This is a genomic window from Methylovorus sp. MP688 (genome assembly GCF_000183115.1).
Taxonomy (GTDB): domain Bacteria; phylum Pseudomonadota; class Gammaproteobacteria; order Burkholderiales; family Methylophilaceae; genus Methylovorus; species Methylovorus glucosotrophus.
The window spans coordinates 1,912,584-1,930,125 of the sequence record NC_014733.1; the positions used below are offsets into that span (position 1 = coordinate 1,912,584).

The window sequence follows — 17,542 nt, forward strand, 5'->3', positions numbered from 1 at the left end:
AAATAATCAGGGCCAGGTCTAGCACACATTGTGCGACTTTCTTTCACTGTCCCCATTAGCCTTCTATTTTTAGCCATGGGCAATCTTGCCCGTCTTTGCCTATCCCCATCCTGTCATTAACACACCAAGTCGCGTACCCCCTCCTACGTGTAAATCGCGCATGATAAAAACCCATTAAATACAGGTCTTTATGCCCGCCTGTTCTTTTCCACATCACAAAATGTTCGTTTTTGTTCGTTTTTGTTTGATAAATGATCTTTTATCTGTTTTAATAGGTTCACAGAGCAAGGACATCGAAATTATGTCTGGCTGAATTTTCATGTAACCCACGAGAATGACATGACAAAACACCTCGCCGAGCATCGCCTGGAACTGATCATCTCCGCCCTGCGGGCACGCGGCCAGTGCCGCACCGCACAGTTGGCCGAACAGTTCAATCTTGCTGAAATCACGGTACGCCGTGATCTGCATACCCTGGAAAAACGCGGATTACTTAAACGCGTTCACGGCGGAGCGGTGCTGCTCAATAGCGACGTTCAGTATTCCCAGCGCCTCCAGCACGATCAGTTGCAGAAACAGATTATCGGCTTGGCCGCGACCAGAATGCTGAAAAGCGGCCAGACCATCTACATCGACGCAGGCACCACCACGCTGGAACTGGCGCGTGCCATTCGCAATGGCGTGCCACACCTCACCGATCTCACCATCATCACTCACGGCATCACCATCGCCACAGAGCTGGCGGGGCAAACCCCTTACAGCCTGCAATTGATCGGCGGCGATGTCTATCAGAATGCCTTGAGCACGGTCGGCCCCACGGCACTGGCCCAGATCAAGGCGCTGAATATCGATCTTTTCTTCATGGCAGCAGTAGGCGTGGATCAAGCGATGGGCTGGAGCAATTCCAACCATGTGGAAGCGGTGATCAAGCATGCCGTCATTGATCGTAGCCAGCACGTATGTGCCCTGGCTGACAGTTCCAAATGGGGAAATCCATCCTATGCACACATCGTCCCCTTTAGCGAGGTCTCCCATTGGGTGGTGGATCACGGCCTCTCGGCACAGGGCGTGGCATCGGCGCAGGCGGCCAATATCGAGTTGCTGTTTGCGGAAGGCATTTAGCCCTTATTTGCATCGCACAAGAAATCCCGACTACCAAGGGAACATGCAGAACGAATACCTGAGGAGAGCGTCATGATTCAGTTAGAAACACAGAGCATTCAGCTCAATGCCGTTGCAAACAGCAAAGCCGAAGCCATTTCGGTGGTGGGGCAACTATTGGTGGGCAATGGCAATATGCAGCCAGCCTATATCCAGAGCATGCTGCAACGCGAACAGGTTTCCAACACCTATCTGGGTAACGGCATTGCCATTCCGCACGGGCTCGCGAGCGACAGGGAGCTGATCCACGAGACGGGCATTGCCATCGCCCAATTTCCACAGGGGCTGGATTGGAATACCGGCGAAACCGTGTATCTGGTGATAGGCATCGCCGCGCGCTCGGATGAGCATATTGAATTGCTCGCCAATCTCACGCATATCCTGGACGATGTCGCCGCCATCCAGCATCTGGCGAATACCACTGATCCCATGCACATCATCCGGCGCCTGACCCAGGGCAGCGCAGCGGCCAGCGACGAGCCGCTGCCAGATGATTTTCCCTGCCATGAGGATGTGGTCCTGAAAGGTAAAGCCGGGATGCATGCCAGGCCAGCCACAGCGTTTGTGGATATTGCACGCCAATTTGAGTGCGACATACGGGTACGCTGCGGCAGCAAAGTCGCCAATGGCAAGAGCATGCTTGCCCTGCTAAAACTGGGGGCCGAGACGCAATCCACATTACGCATCATGGCGCAGGGCAAGGACGAAACCCTTGCCGTGGCAGCCCTGGCCGAAGCCGTGCGCAATGGCCTTGAAGACGAAGAAGAACTCACGGAGCAAGACAGCCAGGCCGCCCATGCCACGCCGGTACTGGAACTAACCACCCCGGCAATCACTGGCATTGCTGCATCACCTGGCATTGCCATCGCACCCCTGCATCGTTTCCACCCCGAAACGCTGGAGTTTGCTGCCATGGCAGACGACCCACAGCATGAAACCGAGCGACTGAAGCAGGCAATCGCCACCGGCATGCGGCAGCTTCAGGCCTTGCATGAAGAAGTGAACGCGCGCAGTGGTGCCAAGCAGGCGGCCATTTTCTTGGCGCATCAGGAACTGTTGGGCGAACCGGACCTGCTGGCCGAAGCCATACGCACCATCCACCTTGGCCATAGTGCGGGCTGGGCCTGGAATCTCAGCGTGCAGCAAAAAGCAGCCGAAGTCGAAAGCCTGCAAGATGCCTTGCTGAGAGAGCGGGCCGCCGATCTGCGGGATGTTGGCAGCCGGGTACTGCGCCTGCTCGCCCATGCCAAGGACCAGGCCTCCTGCATGCCCGATACCCCCGTGATACTGGTGGCAGAAGACCTCTCTCCATCCGACACCGCCAAGCTAGACCCTACCCGCGTGCTGGGCATACTCACCGCGGCTGGCGGCCCCACCGCCCATACAGCGATTATCGCCCGCTCGCTGGACATTCCCGCCGTCGTCAGTGCGGGCGACACTGTACTCACCTTGCCCGAAGGCGCGCTATGCATACTGGATGGCGACAATGGCAAATGCTATATCTCGCCAGTTGCTGAAGATATTGAGCGCGCAGAAAAATCGCGTCAGCAACGGCATGCCATCCGCCACATGGAAGCCCTCGCCTGTTACCAGCCCGCCTTTACCACCGATGGTCAGCGCATTGAGGTCGTGGCCAATGCCGGTTCGGCCCAGGAAGTAGAACTGGCGATCCAGGCTGGCGCGGAAGGCATCGGGCTGTTGCGTACTGAATTTTTATTCCTGCATCGCGATGCACCGCCCACGGAAGATGAGCAATTTGCGACCTATCACGCCATGACGCGCTCACTGAATGGCCTGCCCCTCATCATCCGCACGCTGGATATCGGTGGCGACAAGGAAGCGCCTTATCTGCAGCTGCCGCCAGAGCAAAATCCGTTTCTTGGCATGCGCGGCATCCGGCTGTGCCTTGCCAAGCCCGAGCTGTTTCGTACCCAGCTGCGCGCCATTTACCGGGCGGCCAATACCGGGCCCATCCGCATCATGTTCCCCATGATTGCCTCCATTGAAGAACTGCTGGCCGCCAAGGAAATAGCAGAAGAAGTGCGCAAGGAATTGCACGCGCCCAACGTGGAGTTCGGCATCATGATAGAAGTGCCATCGGCCGTAATGATGGCGTCAGAGCTGGCGCGGCACGTGAATTTTTTCTCCATCGGCACCAACGACCTTACCCAGTATGTGCTGGCGATGGATCGCATGCATCCCCATCTGGCGCGTCAGGCAGATGCCTTGCACCCGGCCGTGTTACGCATGATAGACCTCACGGTCAAAGCGGCTCGCGAGGCAGGCATCTGGGTGGGCGTGTGTGGTGGCATTGCTGGCGACCCCAAGGGCGCCGCCATCCTGAGCGGCCTGGGCGTCTCCGAACTCAGCGTCAGCATTTCCAGCGTCTCATCCATCAAGGCCCGCTTGCGCAAGCTCAGCAGCCGGGACAACCAGCAGCTGGCGCAAACCGCATTGCGCTGCAAAACCGCCGCTGAAGTTCGCGCCCTCTGAATAGTTAAGGATACCTGTATGAAAAACCAGCCCAATGTGGTCACCCTGACGCTGAATCCGGCGATTGATCAGAGCCTGATCATCCCCGGCTTTCAGGCCGGGGAAGTCAACCGGGTGGAAAGCGAGCAGTCTGACCCTGGCGGAAAAGGCGTCAATGTCTCGTGCTTTCTGGCAGACCTGGGCGTTGCCAGCACGGCATGTGGCCTGCTTGGCATTGAAAACAGCAGCATGTTTGAAGGGATGTTCCTGCAAAAATCCATTAGCGATGCGTTTGTGCGGCTGCCCGGCAAAACCCGGGTCAACATCAAGATCATCGATGACAAGCAGCATCGCATCACCGATGTCAACTTCCCCGGCCCGGTGGTCCGCGCAAGTGATTTGCAGCTATTGAACAGCAAGCTGGAGTCGCTGATTGCGCATCACGCATGGTTTGTGCTCTCAGGCAGCCTGCCAGATGGCGTTCCGGTGGACTTTTACCATAACCTTATCCTGCAACTGAAACACGCCGGGAAGAAAGTTCTGCTGGATACCAGCGGCCCTGCCCTGGCAGCGAGTCTGGCGGCCAAGCCCCATGTACTCAAACCAAATATTGTTGAGCTTGAAGAGTTGCTGGGTAAACCCCTGACCTCAGAAAAAGCCGTGGTCAGCGCCGCGCGCGAGCTGATCGCAGGTGGCATTGAAAAAGTGGTGGTATCCATGGGTGAGCAAGGCGCCATTTTCGCCGATAGCAAGCAATGTTTGCTGGCGCACTTACCCGCCACTGTCGTGAAAAGCACCGTGGGCGCAGGCGACGCCATGGTGGCAGGTTTGATTGCATCAACCCAGCGCAACATGCTCATGGCGGATTGCGCCAGGCTGGCCACCGCCAGCGCAGTAGGAACACTCGCCGAGCTCGGGCCACGCTTGCCCGCAGCGGCCATCATCAAATCCCATGTACGACAAGTCACGCTTCGGGAAATCCCCTGAAGCGATAACAACTTAATGAGGAGAGGAGATCATTATGGCAAATCTCATTGCCGTCACGGCCTGCCCTACCGGTATCGCCCACACTTACATGGCCGCAGAAGCCCTGAAGAAAACCGCGTCCACCATGGGGCACACGATCAGCACGGAATCGCTGGGGGCCACAGGGGCCACCCCTACGCTGACTGAGGATGTCATTGCAGCGGCGGACGTCGTTATTATCGCGGCGGATATTCATCTGGATATGTCCCGCTTCAGCGGCAAAATCATCTATACCACCAGCACTAGCGAAGCGATCCGGCATACACAGGATGTGATCGCAGCAGCGCTGGCGCTGGCCGGAATCAAAAGTCTGTCCCCAGCGGATGCCGTCGCAGAAACTCCTGCCGCCAATGTACGCAAAAAAATCGTCGCCATTACCGCTTGCCCCACTGGCATTGCGCATACCTTCATGGCGGCAGAAGCCCTCAAAAAATGGGCGGCCGCTCATGATTGCGATATCCGCGTAGAAACCCAAGGCTCGGTCGGGGCAAAAAACCTGCTGACGGCCGAAGAAATCGCAGAGGCTGATGTGGTGGTAATCGGGGCCGATACACATGTGGATACCGCCCGCTTTAGTGGCAAAGCCGTCTACAAGACATCGGTCGGGCGCGCGCTGAAGGAAACCGACAAGGTCATGCAGGAGGCCTGGCAAGCCCAGCCAATCGTCGCTGGCACCCCCGCCCATAGCCCAGCAGCCGCTTCGGTGGCCAAGAGTGACGGCCCCTATAAGCATTTGCTCACGGGCGTTTCCTATATGTTGCCGCTGGTGGTGGCAGGCGGGCTGATCATTGCGCTGTCGTTTGTGTTCGGAATTGAGGCATTTAAAGAAAAAGGCACGCTGGCTGCAGCACTAATGGATATTGGCGGTGGCGCCGCATTCGCACTGATGATCCCGGTGCTGGCCGGATTTATTGCCTTCTCCATCGCTGACCGCCCCGGCCTCGCACCCGGCCTGATCGGCGGCATGCTGGCCAGCCAGTTACAGGCCGGTTTTCTCGGTGGCATTGTGGCCGGCTTCGCCGCCGGTTATGTCGCGCGCTGGTTACGCCAGTACATCACCCTGCCGGTCAGCTTTGAAGGGCTAAAACCCGTGCTGGTAATCCCTCTGCTTTCCACGCTGATTGTGGGCCTGCTGATGATCTATGTGATCGGCGCACCGGCCAAAGCCTTGATGGATGGCCTGACCCAGGCACTTCAGAACATGGGAACCGCGAATGCGCTGATGCTGGGATTGATACTGGGCGGCATGATGGCAATCGACATGGGCGGCCCCATTAACAAGGCTGCCTATACCTTTGGCGTCGGACTGCTGGCGAGCAACTCCTTTCTGCCCATGGCAGCGGTGATGGCGGCAGGGATGATTCCGCCGCTGGGGCTGGGCCTGGCCACCATGCTCAGCAAAAAACGCTTCACCGCCGACGAGCAAATTGCAGGCAAAGCCGCCGCCGTGCTCGGGATTGCCTTCATTACCGAAGGCGCCATTCCGTTTGCGGCCAAAGATCCGCTGCGCGTTATCCCACCGTGCGTGGCGGGGGCGGCCGTGACTGGCGCACTTTCCATGTACTTTGGCTGTGAGTTGCATGCACCGCATGGCGGCATCTTCGTCCTGGCGATACCCAATGCGGTCAATCACCTGCTGCTCTACGCGGCGGCGATAAGCGCTGGGACCATCGTGACCACCAGCTTGCTGATGCTGACCAAAAGACCACTCGCCGGGAGATAACACCATGAAAGCAGTCATGAAATGGCTCTTGCCAGCCATGCTGGGATGTCTTTGCCTGAATATCCAGGCAGCAGAGTTGTACGGCTATATCCGCGCCCTGGCGGGAAGCAACAGCGGGCAAGGCTCGGCCGCCTGTTTCAAGCTGGCTGGCGCGGGATCCAAGTACCGCATGGGCAATGAGTGTGAGGTCTACGGCGAGTTTCGCGTAGGGCAACAGTTCCAGCAGTTTGACGATGGCTCGGAAGTCAAAGGCTATGTCATGGTCAGCGGCTATCAATCGATGGCGGATGAACGCATGCAGCCTGACCGCGAAACCACCATGCGCTTTGCCCAGGCTTATCTCGCATGGAACAAGCTTCCCGCGCTGAATGGCGGCAGCTTTTGGGCGGGGCGACGTTATTACAAACGCGAGGATGTGCATGTCACCGACTTCTTCTACTGGAATCCGCAAGGGCTGGGAGCCGGGGTAGACCAGATCGGCATAGGCGATACGCTGAAGCTGAGTTACGCCATCTTTCGCGATGACAATCAGGATCAGACCACCAAAGCCACCCGGCATGATGTTCAGTTGCGTGGCATAGCCGTGAATCCGAATGGCGAGCTGGAACTTGGGCTCAGCTATCTGCCCAAGAGTGGTTATTCCGGCACGGGCGATACGGGCTGGGCTGTCACGGTACAACACCGTCAGCAGCGCATTCTCGGAGATGGCGTCAACAAGCTGGCGCTGCAATATGGAGTAGGCCCCGGCATCGGACTGGGCGGCACCGGGTCACTGGATAGCGGTAATGATGTTCGGCGGGCACGTATCGTCGAAAGTATCTACGCACAGCTCACCGACCGCGTAGGCGGCATGCTGACCGCGGTATATCAGCGCGATGAAAACCGCGACAGCCGTCAGACCTGGACCTCTGCTGGCGGCCGTGTCACCTACGGCGTATCACAGCATTTCAAGATGCAGGCAGAGCTGGGGCAAGACTGGGTTAAGCCTGCAGGCGAAGCCACCCGCTCGCTGACCAAGCTTACCATCGCGCCAACCTGGGCCGTGGCCAGCAACTTCTGGGCGCGCCCCGAGCTGCGGCTTTTTTGCACCTATGCGCGCTGGAATGATGCGGCACGCGATGCCGCTATCGGTTCCACGGATCCAGCGGTGGCAACGCTTTCCCCCAATGGCGTGTTTGGCAATGCCAACCATGGCATGACCGTTGGCCTGCAACTTGAAGGCTGGTGGTAAGCCAGTATGCTCACCCATGAACAAAGGCACATCATGAATGCAATGACCCTGCACGACTTCCTGCAAAACGAACAGCAACAAGGGCACCTGCCCGACGCGGAGTTTACAGACCTGCTTCAAAGTATCGCGGAGAGTTGCCGGCAGATTGCACGCGCGGTCAACCGTGGCGCGCTCACCGGCAACATGGGCAGCCTGGACTCAGAAAACATACAAGGCGAAACGCAAAAAGAGCTGGATGTCATCACCAATACCATCTTCCTTGAACATAACCAGCGCTCAGGACACTTTGCCGGCATGGCCTCGGAGGAAATGGAGCTGCCTTATGAAATTCCGGCGGAGTATGGCAATGCGGGCAAGTATCTGCTGCTGTTTGATCCACTGGATGGCTCCTCCAATGTCAACCTGAATGCCCCGGTCGGCACCATCTTCTCCATCCTCAGTCACCACGGCAAGGCTAGCCCGCAGATGGCGGATTTTCTGCAAGCAGGCGACGCCCAGGTATGCGCGGGCTATGCCTTGTATGGCACCTCCACCATGCTGGTGCTGACAACAGGCTTTGGCACCCATGGCTTCACGCTGGATGAGGAGAAACAACACTTTGTGCTGACACACCATGCCATGCAAATTCCGGCCGACACCCAGGAATTTGCCATCAACATGTCGCGCCAGAAACTATGGGATGCCCCGGTAAAACGCTATATCAGCGAATGCCTGCAAGGCGCGGAAGGACCTTTGGGAAAAACCTTCAACATGCGCTGGATGGCAGCCATGGTGGCCGAGGTGCATCGCCTGCTGATACGCGGCGGGATTTTCATCTACCCCGCGGATCAGGAACTGCGCGATAAAGGCGGCAAGCTTCGCCTGATGTACGAAGCCAATCCCATGAGTTTTCTGGTGGAGCAGGCAGGTGGTTTATCGACCACGGGCGATCAGCGCATGATGGAAGTGCAGCCGGGCTCACTGCATCAGCGTGTACCAGTCATCATGGGTGCCCGGCATGAAGTGACGCGCTTGCAGGGCTATCACCAGCCCACCGCAGACGCATCATAGGGTTAAGTGCTCAGGCTACCGCCGCCTCACCCAGTTGCAGCCTGAGCATGGGCTGCAATTTCAGCATGCGGACAAAGTCGTGGGTATGCAGCGGTTCGCTGAACAGGAATCCCTGAATCTGGTCGCAGCCCTGTTTTTTCAGGAAGGCCAGTTGCTCCTGGGTTTCCACGCCCTCCGCCACCACCTTGATCTGCAGGCTGTGGGCCATGGCGATAATGGCTTGGGTAATCGCCATGTCGTCCACGTCATCGGGGATATCGCGCACAAAGGATCGGTCGATTTTGAGTGAATCAATCGGGAAGTGCTTGAGATAGCCGAACGAAGAATAGCCGGTGCCAAAGTCATCGATCAGCACATGGGCGCCCAGGTCGTGGAAGTGTTGCAACACCTCCCGCGCCCGCTCGGCATTGTGCATGATCATGCTTTCCGTAATTTCCAGTTCCAGGCAATCTGGCGTCAATCCGCTCTCGGCCAGTGCATCGGCAATGGTTTGCCGCAGGGTTTCATCGCGGAACTGGCGGGCGGAGAGATTAACGGCAACCCTAACGTTCTGTCCGGTGAGCTGTTGCCACTCCACGGCTTGCCGACAGGACTCCTGCATGATCCAGGCGCCGATATCGATAATCAGGCCGGTCTCTTCCGCCAGGGGAATAAACTGCATGGGTGACAGCATGCCAAGCTCAGGATGCTGCCAGCGCACAACCGCCTCGGCGCCGATGATTTTCTGCGAGCGCAAGTCTACCTTGGGCTGGTAATGCAGCACGAATTCATTGCGCTCCACGGCACGGCGCAGGTTGTTTTCCAGCGTCAATAATTCCACGCTATTGGTATTGGCTTCTGCCGCATAAAAGCGGAAGGTGTTCTTGCCGGACTCTTTGGCGCGATACATGGCGGCATCGGCATGCTTGAGCAGGCTGGCTGTATCGAGGCCATCGTCCGGATATACGCTGATGCCGATACTGGCGCTGATAAAAAGCTCGCGCCCGACCAGTATAAAAGGCTGCGCCAGCGTGGCCATGATCTTGCGGGCGATGGTATTGAGATAGTCGGTGTCGCCACAGTCCTCCACCAGCACCACAAACTCATCGCCGCCCTGGCGCGCAACGGTATCGGTTTCGCGCAAACATTCTTTAAGCCGCTTGGCGGCTTCTTGCAGCAGCATATCGCCGGTTTGGTGTCCTAGGGTATCGTTGATGATCTTGAAACGGTCAAGATCAATGAACAAGACGGCAATCGCAGTCTTGTTGCGTTGCGCGCGGAACAGGGCTTGGTCGATACGCTCCTGCAGCAGGGCGCGGTTGGGCAGATGCGTCAGTGCATCGTGATTGGCCAGAAACTGCAGGCGCTCTTCGGATAATTTGCGTTGGGTAATGTCCGTAAACACGGCCACATAATTCTGCACGCTGCCCTTGGCATCGGCGACCTGACTGATGGATAACCACTCAGGATAACTCTCGCCGGATTTGCGCCGATTCCAGATTTCGCCTACCCATTGACCTTCGCGTCGCAAGGTTTGCCAGATGCCTTCATAGTAAGCAGCCTCGTGCAAGCCAGCCTGCATGACCGATGGCAGCTTGCCGATGATTTCCTCTTTGTCATAACCCGTGATCTGCTGATATGCCTGGTTGACCTCCAGCACGCGGAAAGCAGGATCGGTAATAACAATGCCTTCTGCCGTGTTGTCGAACACCTGCCGCGCCAGCCGCAGATCCGCTTCCGCAGCCTTGCTGGTGGTGATATCCAGCATGACCCCTACCAGCTCGGCCGGACGGGTGTTGGACATATTCGGAATCACCTTGACGATGTCTTTCATCCAGACCACGCGCCCATCCGCCGCGATCATGCGGTAGTCAAAATCAAAGCTCTGCAGTTTGAGCGATTCGGTGCGGCAATACTCCACTACCCAGTCGCGGTCGTCCGGGTGAATCTTGTCTACCCAGAAGTCCGGCTCCATGGTCCACTGCGCCAGTGGATACCCCAGCAAAGCTTCCGCTTCTTTACTGACGAAGGTAAATTTGCCACCAGGAATCGCCCGCCACACAATCGCCTGCACCGATTCCACCAGCTCCCGATAGTCCTGCTGGCTTTTCACAAGCTCGGCTTCGGCTTTTTTGCGGCTGCTGATGTCAATGATCAAGGTCACGATGCGCTGACTGTCATCCCGATACTGGGCAGCCGCAATCTCAATATGAATGGCTCTGCCGTTTTTTCCCAGGCCCAGCGCTTCATAGCGCGTAGGCACATCCATATCCTGCAGGCGTTGCTGGTAAATCTCGCTCACGCGCTTGCGATCAGATGGATGGATCAGGCTGAAGAAATCCGACCCCAATGGAATGTCACCGGGACTGTAACCTCCTATGCGCCACAAGGCATCGTTACCATAGACGATCTTGCCACGATGAATAATCGCCACACCTTCATTCACATCCGCCTGTGCGTGCAGCAAGGCATCGTAGGTATCCAGCTGCTCCTTGAGTCGCGCCTCCGAACGGATACGCCCGGCATTCAAGCCAGACAAGGCAACACCGGTTGACGAAAGCACCAGCACATACATCCAGTAATCCAGCAGATTGGACTGGGCAAAATCATGCGCAAAGGTACCCAAGCCATGCGCCCCACCCCACAACGCCGTCATGGCAACAAATAGCACACTCAGCGCCGCACCGCGCTGATGAAAGCGTAGCGCCGCCCACATGATGAGCGGAAATAGCATGAAAGCCTGAGGCTGCATCAACTGCGACATGGATTTATCCATGGCACCCAGCATGGTCAACAGACAACTGAATACCACCAGACCGGTCAGTAGCAAGGCTTCGCCCGCCCGCGCCCAACTCCAGCGTATGGGCTCATAGTGATAGAACGCCAGCACGGCCGGGGTAAACAACAGATAGCTGAAAGCGTCTTCCAGCCAGGAATTAGTAAAGCTGTTAGCAAGCGCGGTGGTATCCGCACCGACGACCACCAGCATCAGCACATTGATCAATGCACTGACCAGCGGGCTGATACCGACCGCGAAAAACACCAGCGTCAGGAAATCACGCAGGCGTATCAGCGCCGGATCAAAACGCGCTACCTGCTTCAATAGATAACAGGCCAGCAGGGTTTCCAGTGTATCCCCCACGGCCATGGTGGCAGCCACGTAATACACCGTGGCATGCAAATGGGTAAACAGGGAGCCCATAAAAATGGCAGGCCATGCGCGATAACCAAAGACTAATAGAATCGCCAGCGAGAAGCCGGCCGTGGGACTGATTAAGGTCGCCCAGGCATCCGGAATGGGAATCCAGAGATTAAGACTGCCAAGCAAGCAATAAACAAAAACAATAATGCTGAGTTTAACGATATTGCGGAGAGACAGCGGCCGCGGCCGAGTGTTGAGACTGGTGTACATTTCCCTGATTTATAATATGAATTTTTATGTAATCGTACACAACAAACGCCAAAAAGCCTATTACTAAAAGGGGTTTAACCGTCTGGCTGCAGCCCCCGTCAGGCTTCGCATAGCCTTTAAAACCATGGCCAACTCGATTTGCTTTCAGCGTAAAAAAACCCGCCATTTTCATGGCGGGTTTTTTTCAGGATACGCATGCCATTTTAGTGGCATGCTCGGCACTTATCAGCTTAGAACTTGTAAGTGACGTCCAGTTGGTACAGATTGTAGCTGTCAAGGTTCAGGTTAATATCACCTGCGCCAGTAGCGGCCAGACGGTCATTCTTGCGAGTAGCATGACCAGCAGCCAGATTCAGGAATACGTTGTCACGCACCAGGTATTCACCCTTGAACACGACACCCTTCAAGTTAACCTTGGAATCCATGAAGTCAGAGTCAACAGCGTTAGGATCAAGTGCGTAAACACCTACGTCCTGATACCAGAGCTTGGCAGACCAGTCACCCTTCTTGGGGTTCTTGTCCTGCTTTTGTTCCAGGCCTACACCAACCAGCCAGGCTTTGTCATCGTTACCAGCTGCGCGGATAGTGTTACGGGCAGTACCGGCCGTAGCAGCAGCGACAGCAGCGTCAAAGCGGTCATCACCATCCAGGTTGACTACGTAGTCACCGAACACATTCAGCTTCATGTTATTTGCCAGCTTGAAGCCCAGTTCAGCCGGGATTTCAATGGTGCGGATATCATTGGTGGAAGTAACGTTGGTGCCCCAGGTGCCAGCAACGCCTGTGCCGGTACCCAAACCAGGCACGAAAGCGCCAGTGCCAGTGCCGTTATCACTGGTGTAGGTGGTGTAAGTCACAGCAGCCTTGGCAGAAACCGTATCGGTAATATCAAACTTCGCACCGCCTTGGAAAGCCAACACCGTGTTGGTTTTACGCTCAGAAGAGGTATCGATGTTGTAGAAATCCTGACGGTCGCCACGGTATTGAGATTGGGCGAAGTTACCGAACCAGTTGATACTACCGGTCTTGAAGTCTACTTTTTCAACCAGACCTTCAAAGGTCAAATCCGCATCCCATACCATGGAGGTGGTGTACAGTGGGTTAGCAACGCGACCTGCTTCAATCTTCAGCCAGTCAGTAGCTTTCCAGCCCAACATCGCGCGTTTGACGTAAACAGCCTCTTTAGTATTTGAACCATTGCTACCGTCGGCAGCAGCGCCGAATGTGGCGTTATCAGAGCGGCCATTTTTCCCCATGGACAAAGCCAGATCAGAGTAGAAATCACCAGCCTCGGTCTTGACACCCAAGGTTAATTTGTAACGACCACGTGAACGATCTTCACCATTGCTTGCGGTATCTTCACCATTACGGAATTCGTAACGTGCGCGGATATCGCCATACAAAGTAGCGCTATCGACCACGTCAGAAATCTTGATCTTGCCAGCGGATTTCATGGCTTTTTCCTGACCCAGTTTTTCGCCTTCGCGGCCCTTGGTCAGCAGATTGCCTTCTTCTTCGGTCAATACGCCCTTGCTCACCAGCGCATTGACGATGTCAACAGTGGAATCAGCCATGGCATTGGCGCCAAAGCCGAACAGTAGTGCCCCAGAAACTGCAGCACAGACGCCGCGCAGCTTGATACTTTTCATTAGATTGCTCCCGGTTAAAAAACTATAAATTCGTTTTGTTGAGTTTCAACACGGAAGCGATTCTGGGGATGCAATGTGACAGATTGATGACGAATCATGAATTCGTCACGCAGGCGTTGCAAAAATACAACAACCCATACGTGACGATAAGGTGGCTCCAACAACGTCAACCATTGGAGCTCGGAGGGAGCTTAAGCGTGACCTGCGCTGGCTGCGCGCAATGGGCTGGCTTTGTTGTTGGCGCTTTCGGTGGAGATGGAAGCAATGTCACCAGACAACTCTCCACCTTCTTCAATAAAAATCTTGCCGTAGCGAATTTTGCCGCTAACCCGGCCACTGGCATGAATGATGAGCTGGCTACGTGCGGTGAGTTCGCCTTCAAACTTGCCATATATCTCGGCGACATCGATACCCACCTTGCCTGAGAATTCGCCAGCTTCGGCAATCTGGATGACACGACTATCCATGGTGGCCTCGACGCGCCCTTCTACTACCAGGGTATCGCAGTCCTGGATTTCCGCGCCTTTGAGTTTGACATCCGGCCCCACAATCAGGCGGCTACCTGAGATCTCTTTGTTGTCAGTGTCCGTTTTAATATCAGATGCTGCGGAGGCTGCCGTGGCAGAAGAGGTAGCGGCAGGATAAGGCGCGCTGGTCGTCGTAGTGCTGGCAGATAAAGGTGAAGTGGAAGGGCGGCTGGCTGGCGTGGATTGTGCAGGAGAAGGTTGGGCACCTCGATTGAAAAGACCTTGCTTGTTTAACATGGGTAATCCTCTTTCATGATGGTAAAAAATGTCGAAATGCAGACATCACATTTACCAGAGCAGTTAGAGCAATGACCATGCCGGAAATAACTACACCAAAATAATCATGTACTTACACAAAACTATTGGTGAATTTTCAAGAATCAGGGGTAAATACCAAAAAAAACGTCTCCCTCAGGAGACGCTCATCCGTTGTTTAAAAAACAAGCGATTGTTTTTAAAGAGCTAATCTTGTCGCCCTGCCGCAACAAACCGCAGCAGGGTTCGCGTTCAGATTCAGGCTTCGGGACGCATATGCGGGAACAGAATCACATCGCGTATGCTGGGGCTATCGGTCAACAGCATCACCAGACGGTCAATGCCGATACCGCAACCACCAGTAGGCGGCATGCCATACTCCAGCGCCCGTATGAAGTCAGCATCGTAATACATGGCTTCGTCATCGCCCGCCTCTTTGGCAGCGACCTGGGCATGGAAACGTGCCGCCTGGTCTTCAGCATCATTCAGCTCAGAGAAACCGTTGGCAATTTCGCGGCCAGTGACAAACAGCTCAAAACGCTCGGTAATCTCGGGATTGGTATCCGATGCGCGTGCCAGCGGCGAGACTTCCACCGGGTAATCAATGATATAGGTTGGCTCCCATAACTGGCTTTCGGCCGTTTCTTCAAACAGCGCCAGTTGCAGCGCACCCAACCCAGCATGGGCGAAAGCCTCGACCCCAAACTTCTTCAATTCGGTGCGCAGGAAAGCAGCATCATTCAGCTGCTCCAATGTATAAGCCGGCGCATATTTCTGAATCGCCCCGACAATGGTCAAGCGCTGGAATGGTTGGCTGAGGTCCAGCGTACGGCCCTGATATTCCAGCACAGCGGTGCCACGGGCGGCGATGGCAGCCGCACGGATACAGTTTTCAGTGAAGTCCATCAGCCACTTGTAATCGGTATAGGCCGCGTAGAACTCCATCATGGTGAATTCGGGGTTGTGACGGACGCTGACGCCTTCGTTACGGAAATTGCGGTTGATCTCGAATACGCGCTCAAAGCCGCCCACGATCAGACGCTTGAGGTAAAGCTCAGGCGCAATACGCATGTACATCTGCATATCCAGCGCATTGTGATGCGTAATAAAAGGCTTGGCCGACGCACCGCCAGGAATGGGGTGCAGCATGGGCGTTTCCACTTCCAGGAACTCATTGCCCAGCATGAAGCTGCGAATAGCCGCCACAATCTTGCTGCGGGCAATAAAGGTCTGGCGGGTATCGTCCGACACAATCAGATCAACATAGCGCTGGCGATACTTGGTCTCCTGATCAGACAGCCCATGGAATTTCTCAGGCAGCGGACGCAGGGACTTTGTGAGCAGACGCAGCTCGCTCACCTTGATCGACAGCTCACCGGTCTTGGTTTTGAACACCACGCCACGGGCGGCGAGAATATCGCCCATATCCCATTTCTTGAAAGCATCGTAAAGCTCTTCGCCTATGCTTTCCTTGGAGATGAAGAGCTGGATACGGCCGCTCTTGTCCTGCAGCGTGGCAAAGCTGGCCTTGCCCATGACGCGCTTCAGCATCATGCGGCCAGCCACGCTCACCTGCACATTGGCGGGCTCCAGCGTTTCATTGTCCTGTTCGCCATATTGGGCATGCAAATCGGCTGCTGCATGCTCAGGCTTGAAATCATTGGGGAAAGCCACACCCTGAGCCCGGATCGCTTTCAGCTTTTCGCGGCGCTCGGCAATCACATGGTTTTCGTCTTGTTGTGTTGCCTCAATCGGCTGTTGTGCTTCGCTCACTACTACACTCCCTGCTTTAAACTTTCTGATATGAATGGATCCAGATCGCCATCCAGCACGCCCTGGGTATTGCCAATTTCAACGTTGGTGCGCAGATCCTTGATGCGCGACTGATCCAGCACATAGCTGCGAATCTGGTGCCCCCAGCCAATATCCGTCTTGGCATCTTCCAGCGCCTGCTTTTCCTGATTGCGCTTGTTGAGCTCCAGCTGATACAGCTGCGCTTTCAGCATGTTCATGGCCTCAGCCTTGTTACGGTGCTGTGAACGGTCATTCTGACATTGCACAACGGTATTGGTCGGCAAGTGGGTAATACGCACGGCGGAGTCGGTCTTGTTAATATGCTGACCACCGGCACCGGATGCCCGGTAAGTATCGATGCGCAAATCGGCCGGGTTGATTTCAACTTCAATCGAGTCATCCACTTCCGGGAAGACCGACACGCTGGCGAATGACGTATGGCGACGATTGCCCGAGTCAAATGGCGACTTGCGCACCAGGCGGTGCACGCCACTTTCGGTACGCAGATAACCGTAAGCATAATCGCCCGAGATTTTCAGTGAAGCGCTCTTCAGCCCGGCCACATCGCCTTCAGACTCTTCCAGCACTTCCACCTTGAAACCACGGCGCTCGCAATAGCGCAGATACATGCGCAGCAGCATGGAAGCCCAATCCTGCGCTTCGGTACCGCCCGAGCCGGACTGGATATCGATAAAGCAGTTATTGCCATCCATGGGGTTGGCAAACATGCGGCGGAATTCCATTTCCTCCACCTGCTTTTCCAGAGCCTTGCTGTCAGCATCAATACCGAGCAAGGTGGCATCATCGTTTTCTTCGCGCGCCATTTCAAACAGCTCGGCACTGTCACGCAGGCTGTTATCCACCTCGGTCAGCGACTTGACCACGAACTCCAGTTCGCGGCGTTCCTTGCCTAGTTTTTGCGAGCGTTCGTTATCGTTCCAGATGCTGGGATCTTCCAGCAATTGCGAGACTTCTTCCAGGCGTTGCTGCTTGGTCTCGAAGTCAAAGATACCCCCGAAGGGCATGATTACGTTCAGAAAGATCTGCCAGGCGGTGGGCGATCAGATTGAGTTGTTCTGCTTCCATTACCATAAAACCTAATAAAAACGAGATTATACATCAAAGCCCCACAGCTCATTTTCAGCAACTAAATTTAGCTTTCGTCATCATTGTCACAAACTTGTAACATAGAGGCTTTAAAGTGCTCCCAAGTTATGTACCCCGCTCTCGGAAGCTGACGTCTGCAGCGCGGATTTTATTCAC

11 protein-coding genes are annotated in these 17,542 nt (G+C 55.6%); 6 read left to right on the plus strand and 5 right to left on the minus strand.

The features are described from left to right. Nucleotides 1-339: 339 nt before the first annotated feature. The 6 genes from MPQ_RS09100 (at nucleotide 340) to MPQ_RS09125 (ending at nucleotide 8,663) form a co-directional block, all read left to right on the plus strand. Nucleotides 340-1,122: a DeoR/GlpR family DNA-binding transcription regulator gene (locus MPQ_RS09100; RefSeq protein WP_013442632.1), complete on the plus strand. Its 783-nt coding sequence runs from the start codon at nucleotides 340-342 to the stop codon at nucleotides 1,120-1,122. Nucleotides 1,123-1,194: 72 nt separating this feature from the next. Beyond that, complete coding sequence (gene ptsP / locus MPQ_RS09105) at nucleotides 1,195-3,654, plus strand: phosphoenolpyruvate--protein phosphotransferase (protein ID WP_013442633.1); 2,460 nt, start codon at nucleotides 1,195-1,197, stop codon at nucleotides 3,652-3,654. A gap of 18 nt (nucleotides 3,655-3,672) precedes the next feature. Next, a complete protein-coding gene (pfkB, locus tag MPQ_RS09110; protein WP_013442634.1) occupies nucleotides 3,673-4,620 on the plus strand; it encodes a 1-phosphofructokinase in 948 nt (315 codons plus the stop codon). A gap of 34 nt (nucleotides 4,621-4,654) precedes the next feature. Beyond that, on the plus strand, nucleotides 4,655-6,382 hold the full coding sequence (locus tag MPQ_RS09115) for a PTS fructose-like transporter subunit IIB (protein ID WP_013442635.1): 1,728 nt from the start codon (nucleotides 4,655-4,657) through the stop codon (nucleotides 6,380-6,382). Nucleotides 6,383-6,386: 4 nt separating this feature from the next. After that, the gene (locus MPQ_RS09120; protein ID WP_013442636.1) at nucleotides 6,387-7,613 is read left to right on the plus strand and encodes a carbohydrate porin; all 1,227 of its coding nucleotides are present in this window, start codon (nucleotides 6,387-6,389) and stop codon (nucleotides 7,611-7,613) included. Nucleotides 7,614-7,643: 30 nt separating this feature from the next. Continuing rightward, nucleotides 7,644-8,663 (plus strand): class 1 fructose-bisphosphatase, encoded by a 1,020-nt coding sequence (locus MPQ_RS09125; RefSeq protein WP_369750514.1) that lies wholly within the window; start codon nucleotides 7,644-7,646, stop codon nucleotides 8,661-8,663. A 10-nt stretch (nucleotides 8,664-8,673) separates the two neighbouring features. Here the strand turns inward: MPQ_RS09125 and MPQ_RS09130 are convergent, their stop codons facing one another. The 5 genes from MPQ_RS09130 to prfB all read right to left on the minus strand — a co-directional run bounded on the left by MPQ_RS09130 (nucleotide 8,674) and on the right by prfB (nucleotide 17,365). After that, entirely contained in the window at nucleotides 8,674-12,054 is a 3,381-nt protein-coding gene (locus tag MPQ_RS09130) for an EAL domain-containing protein (protein WP_013442638.1), read from the minus strand. A gap of 230 nt (nucleotides 12,055-12,284) precedes the next feature. Then, nucleotides 12,285-13,703, minus strand: a complete 1,419-nt coding sequence (locus MPQ_RS09135; RefSeq protein ID WP_013442639.1) for a putative porin — start codon at nucleotides 13,701-13,703, stop codon at nucleotides 12,285-12,287. Nucleotides 13,704-13,894: 191 nt separating this feature from the next. Next, on the minus strand, nucleotides 13,895-14,467 hold the full coding sequence (locus MPQ_RS09140) for a polymer-forming cytoskeletal protein (RefSeq protein WP_013442641.1): 573 nt from the start codon (nucleotides 14,465-14,467) through the stop codon (nucleotides 13,895-13,897). 276 nt (nucleotides 14,468-14,743) lie between these two features. Then, nucleotides 14,744-16,258 (minus strand): lysine--tRNA ligase, encoded by a 1,515-nt coding sequence (gene lysS, locus MPQ_RS09145; protein WP_013442642.1) that lies wholly within the window; start codon nucleotides 16,256-16,258, stop codon nucleotides 14,744-14,746. 2 nt (nucleotides 16,259-16,260) lie between these two features. Continuing rightward, nucleotides 16,261-17,365 (minus strand): peptide chain release factor 2 gene (gene prfB, locus MPQ_RS09150; RefSeq protein ID WP_148211171.1). Its coding sequence is split into 2 segments (ribosomal slippage): nucleotides 16,261-17,283 and nucleotides 17,285-17,365, totalling 1,104 coding nucleotides; the frame shifts between segments, so codons are not numbered across the junction. Nucleotides 17,366-17,542 lie beyond the last annotated feature (177 nt).